At 63.4% G+C, this 24,856-nt stretch carries 30 protein-coding genes; 24 read left to right on the top strand and 6 right to left on the bottom strand.

Annotation, left to right across the window (positions count from 1 at the left end):
- Positions 1–42: 42 nt before the first annotated feature.
- Positions 43–306: an RNA chaperone Hfq gene (hfq, locus tag AB1446_06960; protein ID MEW6546638.1), complete on the top strand. Its 264-nt coding sequence runs from the start codon at positions 43–45 to the stop codon at positions 304–306.
- 67 nt (positions 307–373) lie between these two features.
- Here hfq and AB1446_06965 read toward each other — a convergent pair whose 3' ends face one another.
- The 5 genes from AB1446_06965 to AB1446_06985 form a co-directional block, all read right to left on the bottom strand.
- Positions 374–664 (bottom strand): hypothetical protein, encoded by a 291-nt coding sequence (locus tag AB1446_06965; GenBank protein ID MEW6546639.1) that lies wholly within the window; start codon positions 662–664, stop codon positions 374–376.
- A 53-nt stretch (positions 665–717) separates the two neighbouring features.
- Positions 718–1,482, bottom strand: a complete 765-nt coding sequence (locus AB1446_06970; GenBank protein ID MEW6546640.1) for a 4Fe-4S binding protein — start codon at positions 1,480–1,482, stop codon at positions 718–720.
- Positions 1,483–1,610: 128 nt separating this feature from the next.
- Complete coding sequence (locus tag AB1446_06975; GenBank protein ID MEW6546641.1) at positions 1,611–1,748, bottom strand: CD1871A family CXXC motif-containing protein; 138 nt, start codon at positions 1,746–1,748, stop codon at positions 1,611–1,613.
- Positions 1,745–2,296, bottom strand: a complete 552-nt coding sequence (locus AB1446_06980) for a TlpA disulfide reductase family protein (GenBank protein ID MEW6546642.1) — start codon at positions 2,294–2,296, stop codon at positions 1,745–1,747. The genes AB1446_06975 and AB1446_06980 overlap by 4 nt, the downstream gene beginning before the upstream one ends.
- A 68-nt stretch (positions 2,297–2,364) precedes the next feature.
- Complete coding sequence (locus AB1446_06985) at positions 2,365–3,750, bottom strand: amino acid permease (protein MEW6546643.1); 1,386 nt, start codon at positions 3,748–3,750, stop codon at positions 2,365–2,367.
- Between the two features lie 151 nt (positions 3,751–3,901).
- Here AB1446_06985 and AB1446_06990 point away from each other — a divergent pair, with 151 nt between their 5' ends.
- Complete coding sequence (locus tag AB1446_06990; protein MEW6546644.1) at positions 3,902–4,609, top strand: hypothetical protein; 708 nt, start codon at positions 3,902–3,904, stop codon at positions 4,607–4,609.
- On the opposite strand, the gene AB1446_06995 is transcribed toward AB1446_06990, so the two are convergent.
- Positions 4,569–5,441, bottom strand: coding sequence for a hypothetical protein (locus AB1446_06995; GenBank protein MEW6546645.1), 873 nt, complete (start codon positions 5,439–5,441; stop codon positions 4,569–4,571). The genes AB1446_06990 and AB1446_06995 overlap by 41 nt on opposite strands.
- A 461-nt stretch (positions 5,442–5,902) precedes the next feature.
- Here AB1446_06995 and gvpJ point away from each other — a divergent pair, with 461 nt between their 5' ends.
- The 22 genes from gvpJ (at position 5,903) to AB1446_07105 (ending at position 24,231) form a co-directional block, all read left to right on the top strand.
- The gene (gene gvpJ / locus AB1446_07000; GenBank protein ID MEW6546646.1) at positions 5,903–6,109 is read left to right on the top strand and encodes a gas vesicle protein GvpJ; all 207 of its coding nucleotides are present in this window, start codon (positions 5,903–5,905) and stop codon (positions 6,107–6,109) included.
- A 401-nt stretch (positions 6,110–6,510) separates the two neighbouring features.
- Entirely contained in the window at positions 6,511–7,413 is a 903-nt protein-coding gene (gene gvpN, locus AB1446_07005) for a gas vesicle protein GvpN (GenBank protein ID MEW6546647.1), read from the top strand.
- Entirely contained in the window at positions 7,410–7,895 is a 486-nt protein-coding gene (locus tag AB1446_07010) for an Hsp20/alpha crystallin family protein (protein ID MEW6546648.1), read from the top strand. Before gvpN ends, AB1446_07010 begins: the two co-directional genes overlap by 4 nt.
- Positions 7,876–9,993 carry a CDC48 family AAA ATPase gene (locus AB1446_07015; protein ID MEW6546649.1) on the top strand — a complete coding sequence of 706 codons (2,118 nt, stop codon included), beginning with the start codon at positions 7,876–7,878 and terminating at the stop codon, positions 9,991–9,993. Before AB1446_07010 ends, AB1446_07015 begins: the two co-directional genes overlap by 20 nt.
- The gene (locus AB1446_07020) at positions 9,986–10,744 is read left to right on the top strand and encodes a GvpL/GvpF family gas vesicle protein (GenBank protein MEW6546650.1); all 759 of its coding nucleotides are present in this window, start codon (positions 9,986–9,988) and stop codon (positions 10,742–10,744) included. The genes AB1446_07015 and AB1446_07020 overlap by 8 nt, the downstream gene beginning before the upstream one ends.
- A 3-nt stretch (positions 10,745–10,747) precedes the next feature.
- Positions 10,748–11,071: a gas vesicle protein GvpG gene (locus tag AB1446_07025; protein MEW6546651.1), complete on the top strand. Its 324-nt coding sequence runs from the start codon at positions 10,748–10,750 to the stop codon at positions 11,069–11,071.
- A 4-nt stretch (positions 11,072–11,075) separates the two neighbouring features.
- Positions 11,076–11,480, top strand: a complete 405-nt coding sequence (locus AB1446_07030) for a gas vesicle protein (GenBank protein ID MEW6546652.1) — start codon at positions 11,076–11,078, stop codon at positions 11,478–11,480.
- Complete coding sequence (locus AB1446_07035) at positions 11,477–11,932, top strand: hypothetical protein (protein ID MEW6546653.1); 456 nt, start codon at positions 11,477–11,479, stop codon at positions 11,930–11,932. The genes AB1446_07030 and AB1446_07035 overlap by 4 nt, the downstream gene beginning before the upstream one ends.
- Entirely contained in the window at positions 11,917–12,288 is a 372-nt protein-coding gene (gene gvpK, locus AB1446_07040) for a gas vesicle protein GvpK (GenBank protein ID MEW6546654.1), read from the top strand. Before AB1446_07035 ends, gvpK begins: the two co-directional genes overlap by 16 nt.
- A 3-nt stretch (positions 12,289–12,291) precedes the next feature.
- Positions 12,292–13,308 (top strand): GvpL/GvpF family gas vesicle protein, encoded by a 1,017-nt coding sequence (locus AB1446_07045; protein ID MEW6546655.1) that lies wholly within the window; start codon positions 12,292–12,294, stop codon positions 13,306–13,308.
- A 21-nt stretch (positions 13,309–13,329) separates the two neighbouring features.
- A complete protein-coding gene (locus AB1446_07050) occupies positions 13,330–13,893 on the top strand; it encodes a gas vesicle protein (GenBank protein ID MEW6546656.1) in 564 nt (187 codons plus the stop codon).
- A gap of 6 nt (positions 13,894–13,899) precedes the next feature.
- Positions 13,900–14,211 (top strand): hypothetical protein, encoded by a 312-nt coding sequence (locus AB1446_07055; GenBank protein ID MEW6546657.1) that lies wholly within the window; start codon positions 13,900–13,902, stop codon positions 14,209–14,211.
- A gap of 6 nt (positions 14,212–14,217) precedes the next feature.
- Positions 14,218–14,487, top strand: a complete 270-nt coding sequence (gene gvpO, locus AB1446_07060; GenBank protein ID MEW6546658.1) for a gas vesicle protein GvpO — start codon at positions 14,218–14,220, stop codon at positions 14,485–14,487.
- Positions 14,488–14,679: 192 nt separating this feature from the next.
- Complete coding sequence (locus tag AB1446_07065) at positions 14,680–15,387, top strand: glycosyltransferase (GenBank protein ID MEW6546659.1); 708 nt, start codon at positions 14,680–14,682, stop codon at positions 15,385–15,387.
- A 331-nt stretch (positions 15,388–15,718) separates the two neighbouring features.
- Positions 15,719–16,534 carry a M55 family metallopeptidase gene (locus AB1446_07070; GenBank protein ID MEW6546660.1) on the top strand — a complete coding sequence of 272 codons (816 nt, stop codon included), beginning with the start codon at positions 15,719–15,721 and terminating at the stop codon, positions 16,532–16,534.
- A 147-nt stretch (positions 16,535–16,681) separates the two neighbouring features.
- Entirely contained in the window at positions 16,682–18,274 is a 1,593-nt protein-coding gene (locus AB1446_07075) for an ABC transporter substrate-binding protein (protein ID MEW6546661.1), read from the top strand.
- 6 nt (positions 18,275–18,280) lie between these two features.
- Complete coding sequence (locus AB1446_07080) at positions 18,281–19,297, top strand: ABC transporter permease (protein MEW6546662.1); 1,017 nt, start codon at positions 18,281–18,283, stop codon at positions 19,295–19,297.
- 13 nt (positions 19,298–19,310) lie between these two features.
- Positions 19,311–20,162, top strand: a complete 852-nt coding sequence (locus AB1446_07085; GenBank protein ID MEW6546663.1) for an ABC transporter permease subunit — start codon at positions 19,311–19,313, stop codon at positions 20,160–20,162.
- 27 nt (positions 20,163–20,189) lie between these two features.
- Positions 20,190–21,209: an ABC transporter ATP-binding protein gene (locus tag AB1446_07090; protein ID MEW6546664.1), complete on the top strand. Its 1,020-nt coding sequence runs from the start codon at positions 20,190–20,192 to the stop codon at positions 21,207–21,209.
- Positions 21,206–22,324, top strand: a complete 1,119-nt coding sequence (locus tag AB1446_07095; GenBank protein ID MEW6546665.1) for an ABC transporter ATP-binding protein — start codon at positions 21,206–21,208, stop codon at positions 22,322–22,324. The genes AB1446_07090 and AB1446_07095 overlap by 4 nt, the downstream gene beginning before the upstream one ends.
- Positions 22,325–22,488: 164 nt before the next feature.
- On the top strand, positions 22,489–22,983 hold the full coding sequence (locus tag AB1446_07100) for a cation:proton antiporter regulatory subunit (GenBank protein ID MEW6546666.1): 495 nt from the start codon (positions 22,489–22,491) through the stop codon (positions 22,981–22,983).
- A 3-nt stretch (positions 22,984–22,986) separates the two neighbouring features.
- Positions 22,987–24,231 (top strand): cation:proton antiporter, encoded by a 1,245-nt coding sequence (locus AB1446_07105; GenBank protein MEW6546667.1) that lies wholly within the window; start codon positions 22,987–22,989, stop codon positions 24,229–24,231.
- Positions 24,232–24,856: the final 625 nt, after the last annotated feature.

Raw genomic sequence — 24,856 nt, forward strand, 5'->3', positions numbered from 1 at the left:
AGGAAAGGCAAGTCAGAAGGCTAGCATCGGGAGGGGAAACCTTTGCCCAAAGATCAGGTTAATCTGCAGGACCTGTTCCTCAACCAGGTGCGTAAAGAAGGTGTACCGGTCACCGTCTACCTGGTGAACGGTTTTCAGCTCAAGGGTTTGGTGAAGGGCTTCGACAATTTCACCCTGGTACTGGATAACGAGGGTCGCCAGATGATGATATACAAGCATGCCATCTCCACGGTGAGCCCCTCCCGGAGCGTTAATCTGGCGGCCCTGGTGGCCGAGGCACGCAAAGAGATCTCCCAGCAAAGCTGATCAAAACAGAGGGATATCGGCCAGCATTCAGCTACTCCAGAACACACCAGCTACCCCCTCAGCCAGGCTATAGCTTGATCTGGCGGGCGGCGGCCTCAGAGATGGCTTTCTCCACCATGGTCTTGGGCGGAAACCCCTGGGGTTGCAGCGGGCCCGGATACACGCGACAGGCAAGACTCCATCCCGTCATAGCGCGCGCGTCGGGGTCCACGTCCAGGCCGTCCACCCGCACAGTGGGTGATCCCAGGAAGCTCAGCCTCTGAGCGGTGCTCGCGTCGGGAACCGGGACCATGGTGACGGGCACTCTCAACCCGTGCTCGAAGAGGACCTCTTCTACGACCGCCCGGGTCGGTTTCACGTGCCGTCAACCCGGGCTGTACAGCAGTTCAATTCGCATGGCTATTACCCTCACTAGGGAGCGGCAGTGTGACCGTTGCTGACGGTGATGCAGGGACCGCTGCTGAAGTGCACGTGACGGCAACGGGTGCATTCCAGGCACAGGATGCACTGGGAAGAGCGGGGGTCACGCCATACTTCGTGTTCCATAGGGCAAAGGTCCCGGCACCACCCGCACCCGGTGCAGCGCGGGTCCACCTCCAGGTGGTGCCGGCTCCACCGGTTGGCCAGCCCGTAGAACAACCCCAGCGGGCACACGAACCGGCAGAAGGGCCGCTTTACGACCAGCACCGCCGCCACCATAACCAGGAGGATCGCCACCTTGACCCCAAAGAGCAGGCCGGCCATTTCCCGGAGGCCGGGATCGACGGCTAGCCAGGGTATTCCCGCCTCTAGAGTACCCGCAGGGCACAGCTTGCAAAACCAGGGCTCGTGCAGGGCCAGGGGCAGCGTCACCACCAGCAGCGCCGCCACCAACCACCGGGTCCAGGAGTGGCGGTTTGATACCTGCAATGCGGGCAGGCCGAGGCGGCGGCCCAGGCGATGGCCCAGTTCTTGCACGAAGCCGAAGGGACAGAGCCACCCGCAGGTGCGGCGCCCCCACCAGGAGCCCGCTGCTCCCAGTGCTCCCAGGGTTAACAGGGGGACCCGGCCCAGGGCCAGGAAGTACTGAATGGTGCCCACGGGGCAGGCCCCTATCGCGAGCGGGCAGGCGTAACAGTGAAGAAAGGGATAGGGGAGGTGCTTGAGCACCGGCAGCGCGTACAGGTTCGCCGCCACGAGGGAAACCACTTGCCAGAACGTGCGCCGGCTGCCAACCTTGCCCACGCCACGCGGGCGCCCGGGGGCCGGTGGGCCAGCTGCTTCACCCGAGCCATGCGGGCTCAAAACTGCCCGGCCACGTACCCTCACGGTGCCAGCCCGATGCACGAGAGGCACAGGGTGACCGCGTTGCGGTAAATGATAGCCGGTTCTCCCCGTGCTGCCCCCACCCCCAGGGCAACCAGAGCCAGGAGCAGTACAACCTTTCCTAGCCGGTGGTTCACCGTTCCGCCTCCGCAATCAGTTGTTGCAATTCCCGGGTCAGGGTTGCCGTCCCCGGGTATCCCTCGTGCCGGTAGCGGATATTCCCCTGGTGGTCGATGAGCACCAGGGTGGGGATAGCCCTGATGCCGTACGCTGTGGCCACCGAACCGCGATGGTCCAGCAGGATGGTGAAGGTGAGACCCCTTGCCGCCGCGAAGCGCTCCACGGGAGCCCGTTCCGGGTCCAGGCTGGGGGCCAGGATAACCACCTGTTTGCCGAACCTATCGTGTATCTGCTGCAACTGCAGCATTTCCGTATGACAGGCGGGTCAGGTGGTCCCCCAGAAATTGAGCACGATCGGCTTGCCCCGCAGGGAGGCGAGGCTCACCTGGTTTCCTGCCAGGTCTGGCAGGGTAAAATCCGGCGCCGCTCCCCCGCCGGAATGGTCGGCCGGGCGGCACCCCCCCAGGAGTGCGGCCAGCGCCAGCGTGACTACCGCGGCCAACAGCCCCGCTTTCGCAAGGTAATGCGGCAGTCGGTGGGACGGTGATCGGCACGACAACGACATACCCCCCGGGGTTCTATTTTAGCCGTTACCCCGTCGGGCCGCAAGGTGCTATTGCGTCGCTGGGCTGCTCAGGAGGCAGTCCGGCGACGCCCCTGAGCATAGATAACCGTGCCCGCCAGGATGGTGAGCAGGGTTCCTCCGACGAGCTGAATCTCGTAGGCCCACACGTTGGCGGTTTCTTCGGGGGGCAAGAAGAAGAACAGGCAGGCGATGAAAATGAAGAACTCGCCCAGGAGGGTGCAGAACCATGCCCCCGCCCGGCCCCCCGGCACCGCGAAGGGGCGGGGCTGGTCAGGGCGCTTCGTGCGCAGGGTCAGGAATGCTGGGAACATGAGCAGGTAGGGGAGCAGGAACACCACCGACGACAGGGCAAAGATGGTCCAGAATACCGAGGCCACGCTGGTGAAGGTGAGGTAGTTCCCCACCGCCAGGATGGTGGCCACCAGGCCCATCATCAGGTAGGCATAGTCCGGGCTGCCGTACCGGGGGTGGATGTGCCCCAGGACGGAGGGCACCTGCCTGTCCAGCCCGGTGGCGGCAATCACCCGGTTCGCCCCCAGGCTCCAGGTCACCATGTTGGCCAGGAAAGTGGCGAGCAACAGGGCCGAGGCCAGGTAGAACAGGCCGCTCAGCGCCGGCACACCCTCGCTCATCACCTTAAGGGCATCGGTGATACCGGTCACGATGTTGATCTGTTCCAGGGGGATGGCAGCCAGCACCCCGAATGTGGCCAGCATGTAGACGCCGGCGATGACTGTCCCGGCCAGCAGGATGGCGAGGGGCACGTCCCGGCGGGGGTTGTGCATTTCCTCCCCTGCTGCGCTCATGAGTTCGAACCCCATGTAGTTGTACACGATGACGGGCAGAAAGGAGAGGGTGGCCGACCAGCGGGGGACCCACTCCCGAGGGGCGAAGGAATTGGCTGCTCCGCGGGTGAGGGCGTACCAGATCCCCATGCCGCCAAGTAGCAGGAGGAGCACGACCTTGATGATGGCGCCCACGTTGGGGATCCACTTGGCCAGCCGGATGTCCATGATGCCCAGGGCCACCGTTATCCACACGAGGCTGACGGTGACGGCGGCCTGGCCCACGTTTCCCAGGCCGGGCCAGAACACCGAGGCCAGAACGGCCGAGAACAGGACGTACACGGAGGGCATCCAGTAGGCGACATTGATCCAGTATAGCCAGGAGGTCAACGTCCCCCAGAAGGGCCCGTATGCCTCCCTGACCCAGACGTAGATGCCGCCCTCCTGGGGCCAGGCCGATCCCAACTCGGCCGTGACCAGCCCGTAGGGTAGGAAAAACAGGATGATGCTGAGGATCCACCACCCCATGGCCTGTACCCCGATCGCCGCGGACGCTGCCACGGTGTCAGCCACTATGATGGCGGACGCGGTGAAGAGAACCAGGTCAACCAGGCCCAGGGCCTTTCGCCAGGGTACCGCAGCTTCCATCCGAGTTCCTCCCCGAACCATCGCCAGGGTCTCGGACGTCATTATTCTTCCCCGGGGCTGGCTACCTAGCCAGGGGCGCACCGGGCCTGTGCGGGCCGCCTACCTGTCCGATAATACCAGCAGGAACATTCCCGGGCGGGGGTGGATGGCTGTGGCCGAATGTTCGGTGTGTGGCGCCAGCAACATGGGAATGGCCAGGGTGTCGCTGGTGGTGGTGGACAGGCGCTGGTACTGCCGCTCGTGCCTGCAGAAGCAGGAGGGAACGGTGAAGTGTGCCGTATGCGGCAAAGAGGCCTTCAGGGGAGACGAACACTTCAAGACGGTAGACGGCAGGAGGATGTGCACTACCTGCCTGGAAAGGGCCGGGCTGGGGGATGCCTTCAGCGTGATCATGGAGGCACGTATGGCTTCCCGCTCCGCAGCCACTCCGACAACGGCTGCTGCGGGGGCCCGGGGAGGGGAACGCACGTCCCCGGGCCTGGAAAGCAGCGTGGCTGCCCTGTTGCAGGAAAGCCTGGCACCGGGAGAACAGGTGGTGGCGGTGATCATTGGAAACGCCGGGGAGGCACTGGCGGCGACAGACTCCCGGCTCCTGATCCTCAAGACAGGCCTGGCAGCAGGATCGCTACTGGCAAGACGGTGCACGGCGTTTCCCTATCGTGAGGTTCGGGGTGTGGAGTTGACAGTGGGGGCGGTATACGGTTTTCTGCACATCCTGAGTGCCGACCACCCCGAAAAAGCCCAGGACGTGGTCGCGGCAAAGAAGGCCCCCAACGCGGTCACTTTCCTGGCGAACCGGCACAGCCAGTTCGATTCGCTTATGACGCGCCTGCGGCAGGAGGGGAAAATCCGGGTCTGACCACCGCCAGGCTGTAGCCCACCAGACCGAAGGCTAAGAGGGTGGCAAGGACCTCTGGCAGCCAGAGGCCGATGGTGCCTGCCCCCACCAGTACCTGGGTGTAGCTGAGCAGTGCGTGCAGTCCCACCGAGATCCCCAGAATGGTCAGGGCAGCCGCGGGAGACCTCGTCCAGGCCCAAGCCAGGACGGCGGCGCTGCCAGCGTGGTAGAAAGCCGCGGTCACTCTTTCCCATACTGGAACCGCGAGCGATAGCAGCCCCAGCTGCCGATGGGTGGAGATGGTGGAAAAGGCCACCGAGAGCAACCAGGCCGCCTGCATGGCCGCATAACCCGCGCCCACGAGGGTGCCCAGCACCGGTCCCCGGCCCGGGGAGAGAGAGGTGCGGCAGGCGTCGAGCCAGGATGACAGCCGGAGGGCTGCAACGACGCCGGCGAGTTTGACAGGTTCGTGTACCAGACCGGACAAAAGCACCGGAAGGATAGAAAGGACGAGGGGGTCCGCGTCGGGCAGGAGCCCGGCCTGCCACCGTGACACGGCCTGGAGCAGCGGCACCTGCACCAGGGCCATGCCGGGCAAGAAGAGCGCTGTCCCCAGGAGGAAGGCGGCAGCCCACGTGCCGGCCACCCGCCAGGGCCCGACCGCAGTCCACATCCTGGCGAGGGTTCGCGCCCAGACAAGCGTCCATCCCCGCCATGCCCGGGAGCGGGTTCGCCAAAGCAGTGCCGCTGCTGCCGTCGCCCCCACCAGCAACCCGGCCAGGATGCCCGGCAAGCGCAGTTCTTTCAGTATCGGCACAAGCCCGGGATCCAGAGTTCTCACCTGGGCGGGCAATCCGTGATCATCCTGCCCGATGGAAGTGTTTTCTGTTGCTTTTTCGTTTATCCCATGCCCGCGGGTGCCCATGTGGGGTGACCCGGTAACAGCGACCTGGGGGCAAGATCGACCTTTAGTCCCGGCTCCCTCGTCCTGCCATCGGCTTCCGCGTAGATTATGGAAACGTTGATCAAGGTGCGGCTTCCCGCCGCCCTGCTGCCTCTGCTCATACGGCAATGACCGTCTCTCATACCCGAGGCGCAATGCTACACTTTATGTCCTCAGGTGCCCCGGGAGCATATACTGACTACCGCCAGGGAACTGGAGCCCAGACTCGCACCGTCGTAACCGAGGTCCCGTTCCCCGTAGCCCCCTGGCAAGCCTCCTTGGCCGACTCGGGGTCTAGCCCGTGACGGGGTGGTATACAGTACAGAGACCGGGTTCGGCCGAGCACTCAGTCAGGAAAGGAGGGAAGAGAAATGGCCGTTAAAACCAGTTTGGGTGCTTCCAGCCTGGTAGAGGTGCTGGACCGGATTCTCGACAAAGGCATCGTCATCGACGCTTATGTGCTGGTTTCCCTGGTCGGTATCGAGCTGCTGGGCGTGGAAGTCCGCGTCGTGGTGGCTTCGGTAGAAACGTGGCTGACCTACGCTGAAGCCGTCGGGCTCCTCCCGGCGAACGCCTGACGAGCACCCTCCGGCTCCAAAGCAGGGATGGGGCGAGGCCTCATAGCTGACTGTCATACCCCGAAACCGGGTGGCCGGAGTCCCTGTCCGGAGACCGGCGCTGGACATCCGGCCACCTTCTTCCCAAGAGCGACAAGGGGTGAAGTGAGTGTGTTACCTCATGACGGGGCCCTTATCGCCTGCTTCTGCTCGAAGAGGAACAGGCGCAGACGAGGCCTGGAGCTGGCGCAGGAAAGGTGGTGGCTGCGCCAGGTGCTCAATCGCCGGTTACGGGAGCATGCACATGCCCGTCAGCAGGCAGCCCGAAACGTGGCCCGGGCGTGGCTGGACAGGGGAGCTGTTCACGGCGCATCGCGCCGCCACCACGGACAAAAATGTACTTCTTAGGGAGTGATGGCACGATGACGTACAGCAAACCGCTGGAAGACGTGGAAAAGCAGCCGCCAGGGGCAGGCTTCGTGGAAACGCCTTCTCTCCGCTGGATTTCGCAGCGAGCTCTGACTTACCTGAATTGTGGTTATGCGGTACATTTTTCGGGCCCCTGTGGGGTAGGGAAGACGTCCCTGGCCCTGCATGTGGCTTCATGTCTGGGGCGACCGGTTGTCTTCCTGCAGGGCGATGCCAGCCTCGAGTCCCGCGACCTGGTGGGGGGATTGCGCGGACTGCACCGGCGCAAGGTAGTTGACGAGTTTGTGCGTACCGTTCGCAAGGTGGAGGAGGACGTTATCCAACGCTGGAGTGACAGCTGGCTCGCCACAGCCTGTCGCCACGGGTACACCCTGGTTTACGATGAATTCACCCGCTCCCGGCCGGAAACAAATAACGTCCTGCTCTCAGTGGTAGAAGAACGGGTGCTGGTATTACCGGATACTACGCCGGACGTGGGGTTCATACCTGTCCACCCCGATTTCAGGGTGATATTCACAAGCAATCCGGAAGAATACACGGGCGTTTACGGAGCGCAGGACGCTCTCCGGGACCGCATGGTCACTATGCGCTTGCAGCCATACACCTTCGAGGAGGAGGTAGCCATCGTTGCGGCCAGGTCCGGGCTTCCTTCAGACCAGGTCCGACAGGTGGTGAAGGTCATGCAGGTTGCCCGCGCTGACCCGGGGATTAAGCCTGCCCCCACCGTACGGGCTTCCATCGTTATCTGCCGAGTGCTGGCCGCCACGGGCCGGTCGCCCCGTCCGCTGGACGAGTTCATCCTCGACGTCTACCGGGACATCTTAGGGGAAGGCCAGGGAGTGATGGCATTCCTGAAGCGGCTTTGGTATGCCGACGGGGAAGTGAGCGGTGAATGAACGACTTCCTGGATAAGCTGAGAGAAGCGCTGTCGCGGCTCGTGGATGAGGAATCCCTTAGCGGAAGCGGCACCTACCGCACCGGTGACGCCGCTTGCACCTTCGGCTACTCAATACGCCTGGGATTGCGGGGGGAGCAGTCCGGGCCGCGCAGGCGGGCTGCAAGCCAGCTGCTAACGCGAAATAACGCACCCGATTGCGAAATCCAGGACGAGGGCGAGTCCCTGCGCATACTGGTTCACGCCAGACACGTCGGTGCAGGAGTTTCGACACAGGTGCAGGGCAACGACCTGGTGGTGAAGTCGGGGGAAACCACACTCTGTCGCATCCCTCTCCCTGCTCCCGTTAGGTCCGACACGCTACGCTGGTCGGTTCGTCACGGGGTGCTGGAAGTGAGAATCCAAAAGAGCGCCACCGGCTCTTGCGGTGCCCAGGATCCCACCGGCCCGGGGGGTGACTCCGGTGGAACTGAGGGTCAGTGAGGCCATGTTCCAGGACGTGGGCCGCGGGCTCTGCCGGATGCACCCCATGGATATGGCGGCCCTGAGAGTGGAAACGGGTGATGTCGTGGAACTGGCGGGCAAGCGTACCACCGTGGCAAAGGTGATTCCGGCCCGGCCGGAAGACAGGCAACCAGGCTGGGTGCAAATTGACGGGGTCACCCGAAAGAACTGCGGGGTCGGCACGGGTGATTGCGTCCGGGTGAGGCCGGTAGCCGTCACTCCCGCCCAGAAGCTGGTGCTGAGCTGCCCTGATGGCGGGTGGCCGGAATGGTCGCAGCAATCCACTTACCTTTCCCGTTTGCTGGAGGCCATGCCGGTGGTGACGGGCGATGTGGTAAGGGCATCGCTGTTCGGGAGCAGGCAGCAGGAATTCCGTGTGCGCCAGACCATACCTGCGGGTCCGGTGCTGGTACAGCGCAACACCGTGATTCGCGTGGAACCCGCCGCGGCTGACGACAAGCCCACAGCCACGGTGTCTTACGAAGACGTGGGCGGTCTGCGAGATGAGATACTGCGCATCCGGGAGATGATCGAACTACCCCTCCGGTACCCCGAGCTGTTCAGGCAGCTGGGTATAGATCCTCCCAAGGGGGTCCTCCTGTACGGGCCACCCGGTTGCGGCAAAACCCTCATAGCCCGGGCCGTGGCTTCTGCCACAAGTGCGTGGTTCATCTGCGTGAACGGTCCTGAGATTATGCACAAGTATTACGGGGAGAGCGAGGCCAACCTGCGCAAGATCTTTGAAGAGGCGAAGGCGCGTGCTCCCAGCGTCATATTCCTGGATGAAATCGATGCCATTGCCCCCCGAAGGGCAGACGTACACGGGGAAGTGGAAAAGCGCGTTGTGGCCCAGCTCCTCGCGCTCATGGATGGCCTGGAGCCCCGCGGACAGGTGGTGGTAATAGGTGCCACCAACATCCCCGAGGCACTGGACCCTGCGCTGCGTCGTCCGGGAAGGTTCGACCGGGAGATCGAGATCCGGATCCCGGATCGGACAGGGCGATTGGAAATCCTGGCTATCCATACCAGAGGAATGCCTCTGGCCGGGGACGTCTCCCTGGAAGAGCTGGCTGCTGCCACACACGGATTCGTGGGGGCCGATTTGCAGGCCCTGTGCCGGGAAGCAGCAATGGCTGCGCTGCGCAGGGTGGTGCCTCAGCTGGACCTGAGCGCCCACCGGGTACCCGACGAGGTGCTGTCCGGGCTCCAGGTCACGGCCGCCGATTTCATGCAGGCACGCAAAGAGGTGGGCCCGTCGGCCATCCGGGAAGTGTTCGTGGAGATACCGGAGGTTACATGGGAAGAAGTGGGTGGCCTGGAAGACGTCAAGGCGGCTCTACAGGAAGCCGTAGAGTGGCCCCTCCGCTACCCCGAGATCCTGTCCCGGGCCGGCATCGATCCGCCGCGGGGAATAATTCTTTACGGTCCCCCGGGAACCGGAAAAACCCTCCTGGCCAAGGCGGTGGCCACCAGGGCAGGCGTCAACTTCATCTCTGTCAAGGGCCCTACCGTCTTTTCCAAGTACGTTGGGGAATCGGAAAAGGCTGTTCGCAACCTTTTCCGGAGGGCCAGGCAGGCCAGCCCGTGCATCATCTTCATTGACGAGCTCGATGCCGTGGCCAGTCGCCGGGGAGGAGGTCAGGAGGACGGCGGTGTAGCGGAGAGGGTTGTCAGCCAGTTGCTGCTTGAGATGGACGGTGTCGAGGGGTTGCAGGGGGTGGTGGTGCTGGCCGCAACCAACCGGATTGACCTGATCGACCCCGCCCTCCTGCGCCCGGGGCGTTTCGACCTGCAACTCGAGGTGCCCCTCCCGGATCAGGCAGCTCGGCTCGCCATCCTGCGGATTCACCTGCGCCACCGCCCGATCGCCCCTGATGTAGATCTGGTCCGGCTTGGCTCTTGGTGTGAAGGTTTCTCAGGGGCCGACCTGGCAGCCGTCTGCCGGGAGGCCGCCATGATGATGGTCAGGGAACAGATAACCCAGGGCAGCAGGGATTTCCTGATACGCGACCGGCACCTGCAGGCAGCGGTGGAAGCTCTTCGCCGTCGACTGGGAGGCGGATGTTTTCGTGGGTGAAGCAGGCCTTTACCTGTACGGCATAGTTGACGGCAGGACCAATGTTTCGCTGGGCCCCATAGGAGTGGGCGAGCCGCCGGCAGACGTGAGGCTTATCCCGATGGGAGACATGGCGGCGGTTGTGAGCCCTGCTCCCAACCGAGTAATTGCCCCCAGGATGTCGTACCTGCTGGCCCACGACCGGGTGCTGAACAGCCTCATACATCGGTACACCGTCCTGCCGGTCGCCTTTGGTACGGTGGTTCCCGGCGAGGGCGAACTGAGGGCCTGTCTGGACCGATACCGCAGCCTACTCGCAACCGAACTGGAGCGATTGCGCGATAAGGTTGAGGTCGAACTGAAGGCCTTCTGGGTACCCGAAGCTCTAATGCGTGCGGCAGGCTACAAGCCCGGAGAGTTCCAGTCAACGGAGGCCCTTCATCCCAACCGGCGTTACCAGCTTGCCCTCGAGGTGGGCCAGGTGGTGGCAGCGACGGTAGAAGCCTGGCGGCAGCGTCTCGCCCCGGAGATCTGCAGTTACCTGGCTCCCTGCTGCCTGGGATACCGGCTAAACCAGCCCCGGTCGGTACGGATGTTGATAAACGCTTCCTTCCTGGCGCGCAGGGACCGAGAACCGGAATTGGGGCGCGCTGTCCGGGCTCTTGCCGACCGGTACGCAAACCGTCTGTCGTTCAGGTATGTGGCTCCCCTGCCTCCCTATAACTTCGTGGAGATTAACCTGCCCTGGCGGCCCCACCAAAGCGAGGGATAGACGGTGGAGGAACAGGTACGACATCAAGGTTTCTCCTTACTGAATCTGTTGTTCTGGCCGGTTACGTTACCCGTGCGGTCCCTGCGCTTCATCCTGGAACAGATTGCAGAAGTCGTGGACAGAGAAATGAACGATAGAGAGGCCGTGCGCAAACAGATGCAGGAACTGGAAGACAGGTACCGGAAAGGCGAGATCGACGAAGTGTCGTTTCAGGCAGCATGGGACGAACTGGCCAGCCGCTGGCAGGCACTGACAGAGGCCGGGGAAGAAGCCGGGGAAGAAGCCGGCCAGAATGCTGGCCTCCAAGACCAGGAAGGGTGGCGGTGACACCATGCCCATACAACCCGTACGGGACCGATCCACGCTGGCGGACGTGATAGACAAACTGCTCGACAAGGGTCTGGTGATCAACGCCGATATCCTTGTTTCGGTGGCAGGAGTGGAACTTCTCGGCATCAAGCTGCGAGCGGCCCTGGCTTCATTCGAGACGGCGGCCCGCTACGGGCTGGAATTTCCGTCTGGCACCAACCTGCAGACGGCAGCTTGGAGAGAAGCCGCCGTAGGCAAGGAGAGCTGTCCTCAATGCGAAAAGATCGTACCCGTTGACGAGTTGCTCCAAGAGGGGTGCCCATGGTGTGGATGGCAGAGCCCGCGGCGGCATTCTCTCGCGGCCTCGGCGGTCACGCAGCCCGCGGTCCCTGTAACTGCCGGTTCGGTACGGGGGAGGTTACCGTGACGGTTGCTGGTCTGGGTGACCTGCTGGAGCGGGTTGATCGTGCCAGCGCCAGGATGGTCTGGCACCTGATGTGGGAGGGTCACGCTCGCCTTGACGACCTGGCCCAAATCACCGGTCTGGATCATGCCCGGGTGCTGGAGCGGATCCGTTCGGTAATCAACCCCGTCAGCAGGAAGCTGTACGGGTGTGATTTGCTGATCTTCAGTCCCTGCCGGGTAGACCCCGCCACCGGATGTAAGGTCACCTTTGCCTGGTGGCTGGAGGTGCCTGCCGGCGGGGTCGTCCCGGCCAGCCGGCCAATGGCCGAGGTATTTGAGGAGGACGGGCACGTGCTGATACTGGCGGCCGTCGGCTCGCCTTTGCACGTGAGCGGGAGGGTCCAGGTTTCCTGCCGCAACGGGCTGTTGCGCGTACTGGTAGAAAAGGATGACTTCCCATGCCCATCAACGTAGACGCCGAACGCCTGAAAGAAGGGGTGCTGGGGCTGGTAGTCGCCCTGGCCGAGATAATCCGCGACTGCCTGAAACTCCAGGCTATCCGCCGTATGGAGTCGGGACGCCTGCTCCCCGAGGAGGCCGAACGGCTCGGGTGTGCACTCCTCGACCTGGACCGGGCTCTGGACGATATCAAGACCGAACAGGGGATCCGCCAGACCGTGGATGCAGTACGGAACGGTCTTGATGACGTGGTGGATGACTTCCTGAGCTGCTTGGTGGATCCTGGGCGCTGGAGCCAGGAGGGTACACGCGGTCGCGCGCCAGTTGAGGGAAGCCGTGGACCGGTCCGGCAAAGGCCGAGGGAGGTGTGAGCAGTGAGCGGTCTGGCCACCCTGTACCTGGCCCTGGCAATACGGGCTGCAGGACTGCAGCTGAGCCGCCCCCTGATCGAGGACCTGCTAGCCAGGCTGGGTCACCCTTGCGAGGACGAATTCCTCGATGCTCTTTTCCGGCTCCTGCAAGCTCCGGCACCTCATTCAACCCCAGCCGCGGCTGCCGGCGACATGACTTTACCGCCACTCCCCGGGACAGCAGATCCGGCTTCTCCAGAGTGGCAAGAGAGCAGTCTGGAAGGGAGGTACCTTTACGGTGTGGTCAGGACGGGGGAGTCCCAGGGCGATTTCCATGCGGTGGGCGTGGACGGCAACCGCGTTTTCCTCGTTCGGGAGCGGGATCTCGCGGCCCTGGTGCACGCATGTCCTCCCGAGCCTTACCAGTCCGATGACCCGAAGCGGGTGACCGAGTGGTTACAAGCCCACCAGTCGGTACTGGAGGCGGCCATGGCGAAATGGGGCACTGTGATTCCGACCGGCTTTGACACCATCTTGAAGGGCAAGGCTCCCGACCCGGATGAGGTGGTGAGAAGCTGGATTCGGGACGCGTACGACCGTCTGGACCGCACGTGGCAGCGCATAGAAGGCAAGGCAGAGTATGATGTGGAGATCACCTGGGATGCCGGAGCTGCGGAAAGGGAGGCCAGGGCTGCCAGCGAGACGATCCGCCTTATTGAAGCGGAACTGGCCTCACTATCATCGGGCCTGGCTTACTTGCAACGACAGCGACTGGACAAAGCAATGGCCGAAGCCGTGGGGAGTGCGTGCTCGGCTCACGCCCGGCGCTTTCTCGACGAGATTTCCTCGCGGTGCACGGAAACCAAACCGGAGGCTGTGGCCAGGACCGGTCAGGGTGAGCACCTGGTGCTGAGAGTGGCTTGCTTGGCCACCACCAGCCAGGTGGAAAAGCTGGGAGAAGCCCTTGACAGGATTGCAGCCATCCCTGGGTTCTCCGTGCGCTTCACCGGGCCGTGGCCCCCCTTTTCCTTCGTCGAGTAACACTGGAGAGGTGCCTGGGCGATGAAACCAACCCAACCCCGACAGGCAGGCCTGGTACAACTACTCGACCGCCTCCTTGACAAGGGTGTCATCCTGCAGGCTGACCTGCTCATCTCCCTGGCCGGTGTCCCCCTGATAGGGGTTAGCTTGAGAGCTGCCGTGGCAGCGGTGGAGACCATGCTTCGGTACGGGATCTGGGAGGACTGGGATGAGGCGGTACGCGCGGTTGCCCGCACTTCCCGTAGGCTGGCCGCGGGGTGGGCGGGTCAGACCGAACCGGAAGGCGTTATCGCCTGCTTCCCCGGCCACGTCTGGTACAGCCCGAAAACCGGGGGTTGGACGCCGGGTGAAATCCTGGTGACAACTACGGGCCTGGAAGCCGTGCCGGCTCCACCCCTACCGTATACGAGGATCAAGACCGTGACACCAGTATGGGTCTCGGGGGCACAGAGGGATGGACAGCGCTGCCTGTACCTTACGCTGGAGGATGGAGCGGGCCTGGCCCTGCTGGTGGACGAGGTGGATGGCTTGCGCCGGCTGATCCAGGACCGGATGCAAGACGCAGAAATCCTGTTGAGGAGGTGACGGGGTATGACATGTCCTGCCCCTACCGGGCGCACGAGCGGGCGGCAGTTGAGATCCTCCCTCCGGGTGCTGGCCGGCAGGCGGGGCACGGGGATGACGGACCCAGCGGCAGAGGGGGCGCTGGTGAACGAGCGGTGGGTGACGTGGCAGATGCGAAAGCAACGGCGGTGGGCGGCATCTCTGGCTTCTGCCGTAGCCCGGGCCCGCGCCCGGGCCGCGCCAGCCCGGCGCAGGCTGGCTGCTAAGCAGGCGGCAATCAGGCGGTTAAGCGAGTTCCGTCGCCAGTTACTGGCAAGACGGGAGCTGGAAAGGAGCTGACGGGCGGTGAACCTGAGCCTGGATCAACTGGTCCGCGCGGGCACGCAAAAGGTGCTGGAGTTAACAGGGCTGCAACTTAGCAGCGTGACAGGCATGGTAAGGGAAGAAGGTCAATGGCGTCTATCTCTGGAACTGGTGGAGAAGCAATCAATCCCCAGGGCCATGGACATCCTGGGGAGATACGACGTCTGGGTGGACGACCACGGCAACCTGATGGGGTTTGACCGGAAGGAGTTGCGCAAGAGAGGCGACACCGGCCAAACGGCACCGGCCTGAGCGGAGGATCACCGGTTCTCGGCATCGAAGCGCCCGTGGTCAGGGAGATGGTGGGGAACGCTTGTCGCGGGCACTGCGGCCGCCCGGGTACGGGACCGTCAGTGCCCGCGACAGGTGTCTTTCGCATAGCATGGATACGGGGCACAGAGTGGACGTGCGTACTACGTCCCGCCGTCAGGGGTGGTCAAACTCGTGGTAAGTCCCGGCCGGCCAGGCATAATCTTGACCACTTATAACTTCCTGGAGCAAACCAGGCGTTGCCTGTCCAGCCTGAGGAGAGCAACCACCACACCGTACCTGCTCATAGCGGTGGATGCCAATTCCCAGGACGGTACACCACAGCACCTGCAGGCACAGGGCATACCGGTAATCCGTAATAATGAAGAGATCTCCCTGAGCGTTGCCCTGAATCAGGGGATTAGGTTCCTGCTTTCTCAGGCCAGTGTGTCTCACATAGCCTGGATACACAACGACATGCTGTTCTTTCGGGGGTGGCTGGAAGGCCTGCTCCAGGTGCTGGCAGCTCATCCTGAAGTGGGCAAACTTGCTCCGTACAACCTGACCGGTGAACCAGGCCAGTATACGGATGAGAAGGTGGAAACCTTCACGACTGCCCATGCCGGTCGGTTGCAGCCGGGAAATGGGTGTCCCTGGATCATGCCCAGACACGTGGTGGAAGAGGTAGGGCTGTTCGACGAGGGATACCTGCGGTGCGGGGGGTACGAGGACTGGGATTACAATAACCGGGTGCTGGAACGGGGGTACCAGGTGGCGATCACGTGGGCCAGTGCGGTGTGGCACCAGGGCATGGGCACGAGACGTTACGTCGACCAGAAGGGAGCCGATCGGTACAACGCCGCGTATTACGAACGCAAGTGGGGGCGCGGGCCGCGCGTGTGAGGAGTCCCGCCCGGGGTTGTGACAATAGAACCAACACAGGCGCCGGGAGCGCACGTCAGCCGCTGCAGACCCACTGGGCGATCAGCCTCCAGCAGGATTTGGGTTTAAAGCGACGAATAAAACAATAGCGTGGCTAAACTGCCGCTTTTGCTTTGGAGGGAACGATGTTAAGTGTGGCGGCGGGAGGAGCCCGATTTTCCGATTTCGCATTCCGTCCGTCGCGGTGATTGTCGGCGGGGAGGCGTGACGTTTTGAAGAACGAGGCGTTCGCAGTCCCGCCCGGCCAACGCGCCGGGCGCGAAGATATTCGCAATGGTCAGGGGGCAGAGGCATGAAGTTGTTCATATCGGTCGATCTGGAAGGCATCACGGGCGTCACAGGCACAGAGTACCTGCTCCCGGAGGGGAGGTACTATGACCGGGCGAGGCGCCTCATGGCACGGGACGTGGGTGCCGTGGTTGCAGCCGCCCGCGAAGCGGGATGGGAAGTAACGGTGAACGATTCTCACAACCTTATGACCAACCTGCCCATAGAGGAACTTGACCCAGGCGTGGAGCTGATATCGGGGCCTACCAAGCCGTTGTCCATGATGCAGGGCGTCGAGGGGCACGAGGCCGCCATGCTGATAGGATACCACGCCCGCATGGGCACCACGGGGGCAGTTATGGACCATACTTACTACGGATCCCTGGTGAGCAGAGTGTGGCTTAACGGCAGGGAAGTGGGCGAAGTGGGCATTAACGCCGCCATTGCCGGGTACTTCGGGGTTCCCGTCATCCTGGTGAGCGGGGACCGGGCGGTTTGCGAGGAGGCGCGCGGCCTGCTGGGGGAGGTGGAGACCGTGGCCGTCAAGGAGGCTTACGGCCGCAATACGGCGCGGTGCCTTCCGCCCGCGGTCACCACAGCGATGCTTACAGAGGGCGCGAAAAGGGCGCTGGGCCGGGTGGGGACGGCGCGGCCTTTCCTGGTGGACCCGCCCGTGCGCTTCGAGGTGGAGTTCCTCACCTCGCAGATGGCCGACCAGGCTTCCGTCTACCCGTTCTCAGAACGCAAGGGCAGGGTAATCGGGGTGGAGGGAGCCGACATGGTGCAGGCTTTCCGGGCCTTCCTCACGGTGCTGGCGCTGGGCCGTGCCCCGCTGTTGTGATGACGGGGAGAAACCTGCACCCGGCCGCCCGGGTGGAGAAGCCTGGTCGGCGGACGCAACGGGGAGGTGGGATCGGGGAAAAACGACGATAATGGCGGGAGCGGCAGCGAAAGCGTAACTCCAAGCTAAGGAGAGGGGGACGTGATCGTGAGGAAGAGCAAGAGGCCGTTAGTTGCCCTGGTAGCTCTACTTGTGGTGGGGCTCCTGGGCACTTCGTGTGCCGGCAAGAAGGCCGAGGCCCCGCTCAAGCCCGCCGGAGTGCCGCAGGATACCCTGGTGATCGGGGTAGCCGAGGATGCAGATAACCTCGACCCGGCCGTAACGGTGACGAACAATTCCTGGGCCATCACCTACCCGTGCTACCAGCGGCTCATGCGGTACAAGGTGGTCAATGGTCAGGGTTCCACCGAGGTAGAGGGTGACCTGGCCGAATCGTGGGAAGTGTCACCCGATGGGCTGGTCTGGACGTTCAAGCTGAAGCAGGGTTCCAAGTTCGACGACGGTACACCCGTGGATGCCAAAGCAGTCAAGTTCACCTTTGACAGGTTGCGCGCCGTGGGCAAAGGGCCTTTCGATGCCTTCCCCACCCTGGAGTCCGTCGAAGTGGTGGGTGATTACACGGTGAGGTTCAAGCTGAACGCGCCCTTCCCCCCGTTCATCTATACCCTGGCCAACAACGGAGCATCGATAGTGAATCCGAAGGTTATGGAGCGTGAACAGAACGGGGACAAGGGGCAGGCGTATCTGGCCGAGCACACCATGGGCAGTGGGCCTTACCGTCTGGTGGAGTGGGCGAAAGACCAGTACTTCAAGCTGGAGTTAAACCCGCATTATAATGGGCCGCGGCCAAAGTTCGCCACCGTGATGTTCAAGATCATCAAGGACCCCTCGGCCCGCAGGTTGCAACTGGAACGGGGAGACCTGGATATCGCCGAGGAGTTGTCGGTGGATCAGCTGGAGGAACTGAAGAAGAACCCCGATGTGGACGTGCGGGAGTTCCCCAGTCTCTCGGTAGTGTATGTTTACCTTAACTGCCAGCGTAGACCCCTGGACAACCCCAAGTTCCGCCAGGCCCTTTCGTACGCAACCGACTATGAAGGGATCATCAAGGGTGTGATGCTGGGCAAGGCGGTGCAGATGCGCGGGCCTGTTCCCAAGGGAATGTGGGGTCACGTACCCGATATGTTCCAGTACAAGATGGACCTCGACAAGGCCAAGCAGCTCCTGGCGGAGTCGGGGGTGAAGACACCGGTGACCCTGGGGTACCTCTACGCTGACCGGGACCCCACCTGGGAGCCCATTGGCCTGTCGCTGCAATCCACGTTCGGCCAGTTGGGCATCAAGGTGGAGATGCAGAAGCTCGCCTATGCCACCATGAGGGATAAGCTGGACCGGGGTGATTTCGACCTGGCGGTGGGCAACTGGACCCCGGACTTCGCCGACCCGTACATGTTCATGAACTACTGGTTCGACTCCGAATTCTTCGGCCTGGCCGGGAACCGGTCGTTTTACAAGAACCCCAGGGTAGACGAACTCATCAGGCAGGCTGCCCGGATAACCGACCAGGCTGAGCGGGAGAAGCTGTACCGCCAGGCCCAGGAGATTATCATACAGGAAGCGCCGTACATCTTCCTCTTCCAGCGGAACTACATGGTCGCCTTCCGCAAGAACGTCAAGGGCTACGTATTCCAGCCCATGTTGCTGAACATTTTCAATACGCCCGACATGAGTAAGGAGTAGCCGAGTATGGGCTTCGGCCAACTGATCGCCAGGAGGATGCTCTTGCTCCTCCTGGTGCTTTTTGGCGTAACAGTGGTAACGTTCTCGGTTTCTCACCTGGTCCCGGGAGACCCCGCCCGTATGCTGGTGGGTCAGCGGGCAAGTCAGGAAGTGGTAGAGCAGATGCGCCACCAGCTGGGGCTGGATCGGCCGATCTGGGAGCAATACTTGCGATACATGAGGAACCTGATGCAGGGCGACCTGGGCATTTCCATCCGTACCCAGCGCCCGGTGGTCGAGGATCTGGTGATCTTCTTTCCGGCCACGCTCGAGTTGGCCCTCACCGCCATGTTCCTGGCGGTCGCGGTCGGTATACCTCTGGGCATTGTTTCCGCCACCCGTAAGGACACGGTGGCCGACCACGTGAGCCGGGTGCTCTCGGTTGCCGGTGTGTCCACGCCCCTGTTCTGGCTTGGGTTGGTTGCCCTCCTCGTCCTGTACGGCCGGCTGGGCTGGCTGCCCGGGTCCGGGAGGTTGGACCCCTTCATCGTTCCGCCGCCACGGCTCACGGGCTTTCTCCTGCTTGACAGCCTGCTGGCAGGGCGCCCGGACGCGTTCTGGAGTACCGTGCGGCACCTCGTACTCCCTGCCCTCTGCCTGTCCTATGTTCACCTAGCCGTAGTCACCCGGCAGGTCCGGGCCAGTATGCTGGAAGTGTTGTCCCAGGATTACATCAGGACAGCGTTGGCCAACGGCATCCCTGGCCGATCCGTAATTTACCGCCATGCCCTCAGGAATGCGCTGATCCCCACCGTTACCGTGGTGGGACTGGCCGTGGGCGACCTCCTGGGTGGTGCCATCCTGACAGAAACCATATTTGCGTGGCCGGGCATGGGGAGTTACGTGGTTGACTCCATCAACTTCCTGGACTTTCCCGCCATCATGGGGTTTACGGTGTTTATCGCGGTGGGATACGTGCTCATCAACCTGGTGGTGGACCTGACCTACATGTGGCTGGATCCCCGGATCAGGGCCGTGGGTTAAGGGGGTGCTGGTGATGGGGACCCGAGGTGGCTGGCGGTATAGCTGGTACCTGTTGCGGCGTAATCCCCTAGCCCTGGTGGGGACTGGTGTGGTTCTGGCGGTGATAACCGTGGCCGCTTTTGCCCCCAGGCTGGCTCCGTACCCGCCGGACGAGGTCGTTTTCGCCTCCCGGCTCCTTCCTCCCGGCCCCCAGCACTGGTTTGGGACCGACGAGCTGGGCCGGGACATCTTGAGCCGGGTGATCTGGGGGAGTCGCGCCTCAGTGGGGGCGGGGTTTTTCATCGTGGCGGTGGCATTGGGCGGAGGTCTCCTGGTGGGAAGCGTGTCGGGATACTTCGGGGGTCGCCTGGATACGGTCATCATGCGCCTGATGGACATCATCCTGAGCTTCCCGTCGCTGATCCTGGCCATGGCCCTGGCGGCTGCTCTGGGCCCGAACCTTGGCAACGCCATGCTGGCGGTGGCGTTCGTGCGCATACCCGTGTACGTCCGCCTGGTGCGCGGCCAGAGCCTGCAGGTGCGGGAAAGGGAATTCGTTAAGGGTGCCCGTTGCTTTGGGGCTTCCAACCTGTGGATTATCCTCCGTCATGTTATCCCCAACTCCATCTCCCCGGTGCTGGTGCAGGCGACCCTGGACGTCGGTAATGCCATCCTGACCGCATCTGCGCTCAGCTTCCTGGGCCTTGGTGCTCAGCCTCCCCAGGCCGAGTGGGGGGCCATGGTGGCCAGCGGGAGGCGTTTCATTCTGGACCAGTGGTGGTACCCGACCTTTCCGGGGCTGGCCATCTTCATCACGGCGATGGGTTTCAACCTGTGCGGGGACGGGCTCCGCGACCTGTTCGATCCCCGCACGCGGACTCAATGACGAAGGGGCCGCATTGGGGGGCACAGCATGGATCTCCTTGCGATCCGTGAGTTGAGGCTTGAGTTTCCCACCTTCTGGGGACCCGTCCGGGCCCTGGACGGTGTTAACCTCTCCGTGGGTCGCGGCGAGGTGGTCGGCCTGGTGGGAGAGTCGGGGTGCGGCAAGAGCGTGACCGCCCTTTCGGTGCTCGGGCTCATCCCGCCCGCGGCCAGGAAGACGATGAAGGGGAGAATAGAGTTCGCGGGCCAGGATCTCCTCCGGTTACGGCCGCGGGAACTGGAGAAGATCCGCGGGGGCCGGATCGGCATGATATTTCAGGAACCCATGACCTCGCTCAATCCCACCATAAAGGTTGGGGCTCAGATCGCTGAGGTCGTGCGGATCCACCAGGGGTTGAGCGCGAAGGCGGCCTGGGCCAGGGCCGTCGAGCTACTCGGGGATATGCGGGTGCCTGACCCGGAACGCGTAGCAAGCCAGTACCCCCACGAGCTGAGCGGCGGGATGCGACAGCGGGCGATGATCGCCATGGCCCTGTCGTGCGGGCCCGACCTGCTGATCGCCGACGAACCCACCACTGCCCTGGACGTTACCGTCCAGGCCCAGGTCCTGAGGCTACTGTGGGAAAAGGTGCGGCGCATGGGGACGGCGGTTCTCTTCGTCACCCATGACCTGGGGGTGGTGGCTGGGGTGTGCCACCGGGTAGCAGTGATGTACGCCGGCGCGGTGGTCGAGAGCGGCCCCACACCCCTTTTGCTGGACGATCCGCTTCATCCTTACACCCGCGCCCTCCTCGACAGTTTGCCGGACCGGTTTTCCCCCGACCAGCCCCTGCGCACCATTCCGGGTTCGGTCCCTAACCTGCTGCGTCCCCCGGCGGGCTGCCGGTTTCACCCCCGCTGTCCTGAGGCCGTGGAGGTGTGTGGCCACGCCAGGCCGCCAGACAGGGTCCTCCCGGGGGGGCGGATGCTTTCGTGCTGGCGAGGGTCGGGTTCCAGGGCATCCGCTACTGAAGATGCACCTGTTCGCACGAGGGAGGGGAAGGCATGATGGCCCCGGGGGCAGGGGAGAGGGTCAGGGCGGCTCAGGGGTGCCACACCGGTTCAGCGCACCCGGGCTCTGAATTTAGCGTTGCCGAGGTACTGAGCGTCCAGGACCTGCGCAAGTGGTTTCCGGTGGCTTCGGACCTGTTCGGTCGGCCCCGGGTGTGGGTGCGCGCCGTGGACGGCGTTACCCTGAGCATTCGCCGGGGGGAGACCTTGGGATTGGTGGGCGAGTCGGGGTGCGGCAAGTCTACGCTGGGCCAGGTCGTGGTGGGGCTGGAACCCCCTACCTCGGGGTGTGTGCTGTTAGGGCAGGTGCTGTCGGGATCGGCCGGCGTTACCCGCGAGGTGCGCCGGAAAGTGCAAATTGTGTTCCAGGATCCCCAGGCTTCTCTCGATCCGCGCATGACCGTGGAGGCCATCGTAGGCGAACCGCTCTACGTAGCCGGCTGGCGCGGCCAGCGTCTCCGGGAGAGAGTGGTCGAACTCCTCGGCATGGTCGGCCTCGGTGCGGAAACCCTGGGTCGCTATCCGCACGAGTTTTCCGGTGGGCAGAGGCAGCGCATCGCCATCGCCAGGGCCCTGGCCCTCGAGCCCGAGCTGCTGGTTCTTGACGAGCCTACCTCGGCCCTGGACGTGTCGGTGCAGGCGCAGGTGCTCAATCTCCTGAAGGAACTCCAGAAGAAGCTGGGCCTGGCCTACCTTTTCATATCCCACAACATGAGCGTGGTGCGGTACATGAGTGACAGGGTCGCCGTCATGTACCTGGGCAAGGTGGTCGAGGTAGGGCCCTGCCGGGTGGTCCTGGCCGCCCCGCAGCATCCTTACACGCGGGCTTTGATGCGCGCCGTCCCAACCGTCACCGGAGGGACGGCGTGGCTGCAAACCCCTCTTCTGGAAGGAGATGTGCCATCTCCCACCAGACCTCCTGCGGGTTGCCGGTTTCATCCCCGCTGCGCCCGGGCCACGGATCGCTGCGCCAAAGAGGAGCCTATCCTGGCTCCCGTACCCTGCGGCCCGGGGCGGACGACGGTCGACGCAGACGGGCACCTGGTGGCCTGTCATCTGGCGGGCGGATGTGATTCGATGGCCAGAGGAGAGACGTGTTTCGTCCCGCATTGATTGAGCCTGACGAGTTCGAGGTGGCTCTTTGAGTAGGCCGGGGCTGTGGCGGGTGATGCTGGGCATCGCATCGCGCTGTACTCCCAAGCAACTGACCATCACGGCCTCAGAGTGAGGTTATTTTTGCTATGATGGCAGTAGCGCAGGGCAGGGAGGAGATGATCATGGCTTCCATATGCGAGTGCGACCTGCCGGGGATCGGCCGCAAGTTCCAGATCCAGACCCGCACCGGGGACAAGCTGGTGGTGGTTATCCACGACGATGGCAGGCGAGAAATGTATCATTTCAGTTCGGGCGATCCCGAACAGGCCGTATCAGTGGTGACCCTGGACGACGAGGAGGCTCGGGCTGTGGCGGGGATACTGGGAGGCCTCACCTATCGACCCAGAGCTCTCGAGGACGTGGAGATCACCTTTGACCAGATGGTGGTGGAGTGGTACAGGGTGGGGCCGGGAGCGGCCGCGGTGGGCAAGACCATCGGGGAGCTTGACGTGCGCCAGAGCACGGGTGCCACCGTAATCGCCATCATCGAGCCGGACCGCACCAAGAAGCTCAACCCGGGACCCGAGCAGGTGGTCAGGGAGGGGTCGACCCTCCTGGTCATGGGTGACCGGAAACAGGTGGAGGCGGTGAAGAAGCTCGTCCTGGCCGGGAGGTGAGCGATGGAAAACGTAGTCCTGGAGCTGGGGCTGGCCGTGAGCCTCATAACCCTGGCCGGCCTCCTGGGTGCCCGACTGCGTCTGTCGATCGTGCCCTTTGCGATCCTGGCCGGCCTGGCGGTCGGTCCCCACGCTCCCCGGTTCGGCGTGTTTGATTTCCGGTTCATCCAGAGCGGCTCGATCATCGAGGTGATGGGGCGGCTGGGGGTCCTGTTTCTCCTCCTGTTCCTGGGCCTGGAGTTTTCCATGGTGCGCCTGCTGCGGGCGCGAAGGTCTATTCTGGCCAGCGGGCTGGTATACACCCTGATCAATCTCCCCCTGGGCCTGCTAGTTCCCTGGTGGATGCGCTGGCCCTTGCGGGAGACCCTGACGGCCGCGGGGGTTACGATCGTCTCGTCCAGCGCCATCGTCACCAAGATGGTAGTGGACCTCAGGCGGACCGCCAACCCGGAGACGGAAATCATCCTCGGGCTCATGCTGTTTCAGGACCTGTTCATCGTGCTGTATCTTGCCCTGGTGTCGGGACTGATCGGGGCGGGGCAGGCTTCTCCACTGAAGACGCTCAGCCATGTGGGGGTTGCCCTCGCCTTTGTGCTGGGTTTCCTTACTCTGGGGCGCCGGCTGGCGTTTCGCCTGAACCACGGGCTGGCCGTACTCTCGGAAGAGTTGTTGCTGGTGGGGTTGTTTGCCGGGCTCACCCTGGTGGCTGGCCTGGCGGAAAGAGTGCACGTGTCTTCGGCCGTGGGCGCCCTCTTGGTCGGCCTGGTGCTCGCCGAAACGGAGCACGCCCGTCGCATCGCCCAGATGGTGGTGCCTTTCCGGGACTTCTTCGGCGCCCTGTTTTTCTTCAGCTTCGGCCTTGGCATCGATCCCCTTGCTCTGGGTGGGGCCACGGGGCCGGCCCTGGCCGCGGTAGTGCTCACCGTAATCGGCAACCTTGCGGCGGGAATGCTGGCCGGGCGGATGGCCCGGCTATCGCCGCGAGCCTCCGCCAATATCGGGTTAACGATCCTCTCGCGCGGAGAGTTCTCGATCATCGTGGCCGGGCTTGCCAAGACCGGCGGGCTGCTCCCCGTCCTGCAGCCTTTTGCGGCGGTCTATGTGCTCGTTCTGGCTGTGCTGGGTCCGGTACTGACCAAGGGTTCCACCCAGATTTACGCCTTCCTGAGCCGGGTCACTGGAAGACTCGCAGGTACCGGAGCTCGGGGCCGGGCGGCCGCAAGATTCGCATTCCGGCGGCGCGGATGACCAGGAGCGCATCCAGTACCTCGGGGGGGCCAGCTCTGCCGGATGCAGGACCGCGCGACTGGATGGAACTATACGGGAGGAACTATACGGGAGGATCGAGCCCCTGAGCAGCGTGAGCCAGTTGGTGAACCGGTTGGCGCCCGGGTTCATCGAGAAGGCGGATGAACCGTATCGTGCCGGGGTCGACCTGCATGCCCTCGCCTTATCAATCTCAGCATGGCAGAGGGGGCCCCGAAGGCCGGCGACCTCGAACTGTCCAGGAAATACCTGGATTGCGCCATGCGTTTCCGCGTTCTGGGGAATGACTCCATGAACGCGGCGTATCAGGTGTTTCCGTCGGCGGTCGAGGGTGATGAATCCAGGGAGGTGAAAACAGCCTAAAGAGCGAGCCAGGGTCCGCCACGAAAATCCACGACGTTTAGGACAACCCCCTGCTCCACCAGCGCAAGGACGACGGGTTTGAGGTTGGCCAGCACCTGCCCGATTTCAAGATTCCTCTGTCAACGGACTGAGAAAATGTCACCCCAATTAACGTTCAACCGGACTGAGGAAATGTCCCCTTCCTGAGGTTGTGGCCCTGGATCATCATGTCTCAGCATACACCGTCTCCCAGAAAGGATCTTTG

This window comes from Bacillota bacterium, assembly GCA_040757085.1.
In the GTDB taxonomy this organism is placed as follows: Bacteria; Bacillota; Sulfobacillia; order JACIYH01; family JACIYH01; genus JACIYH01.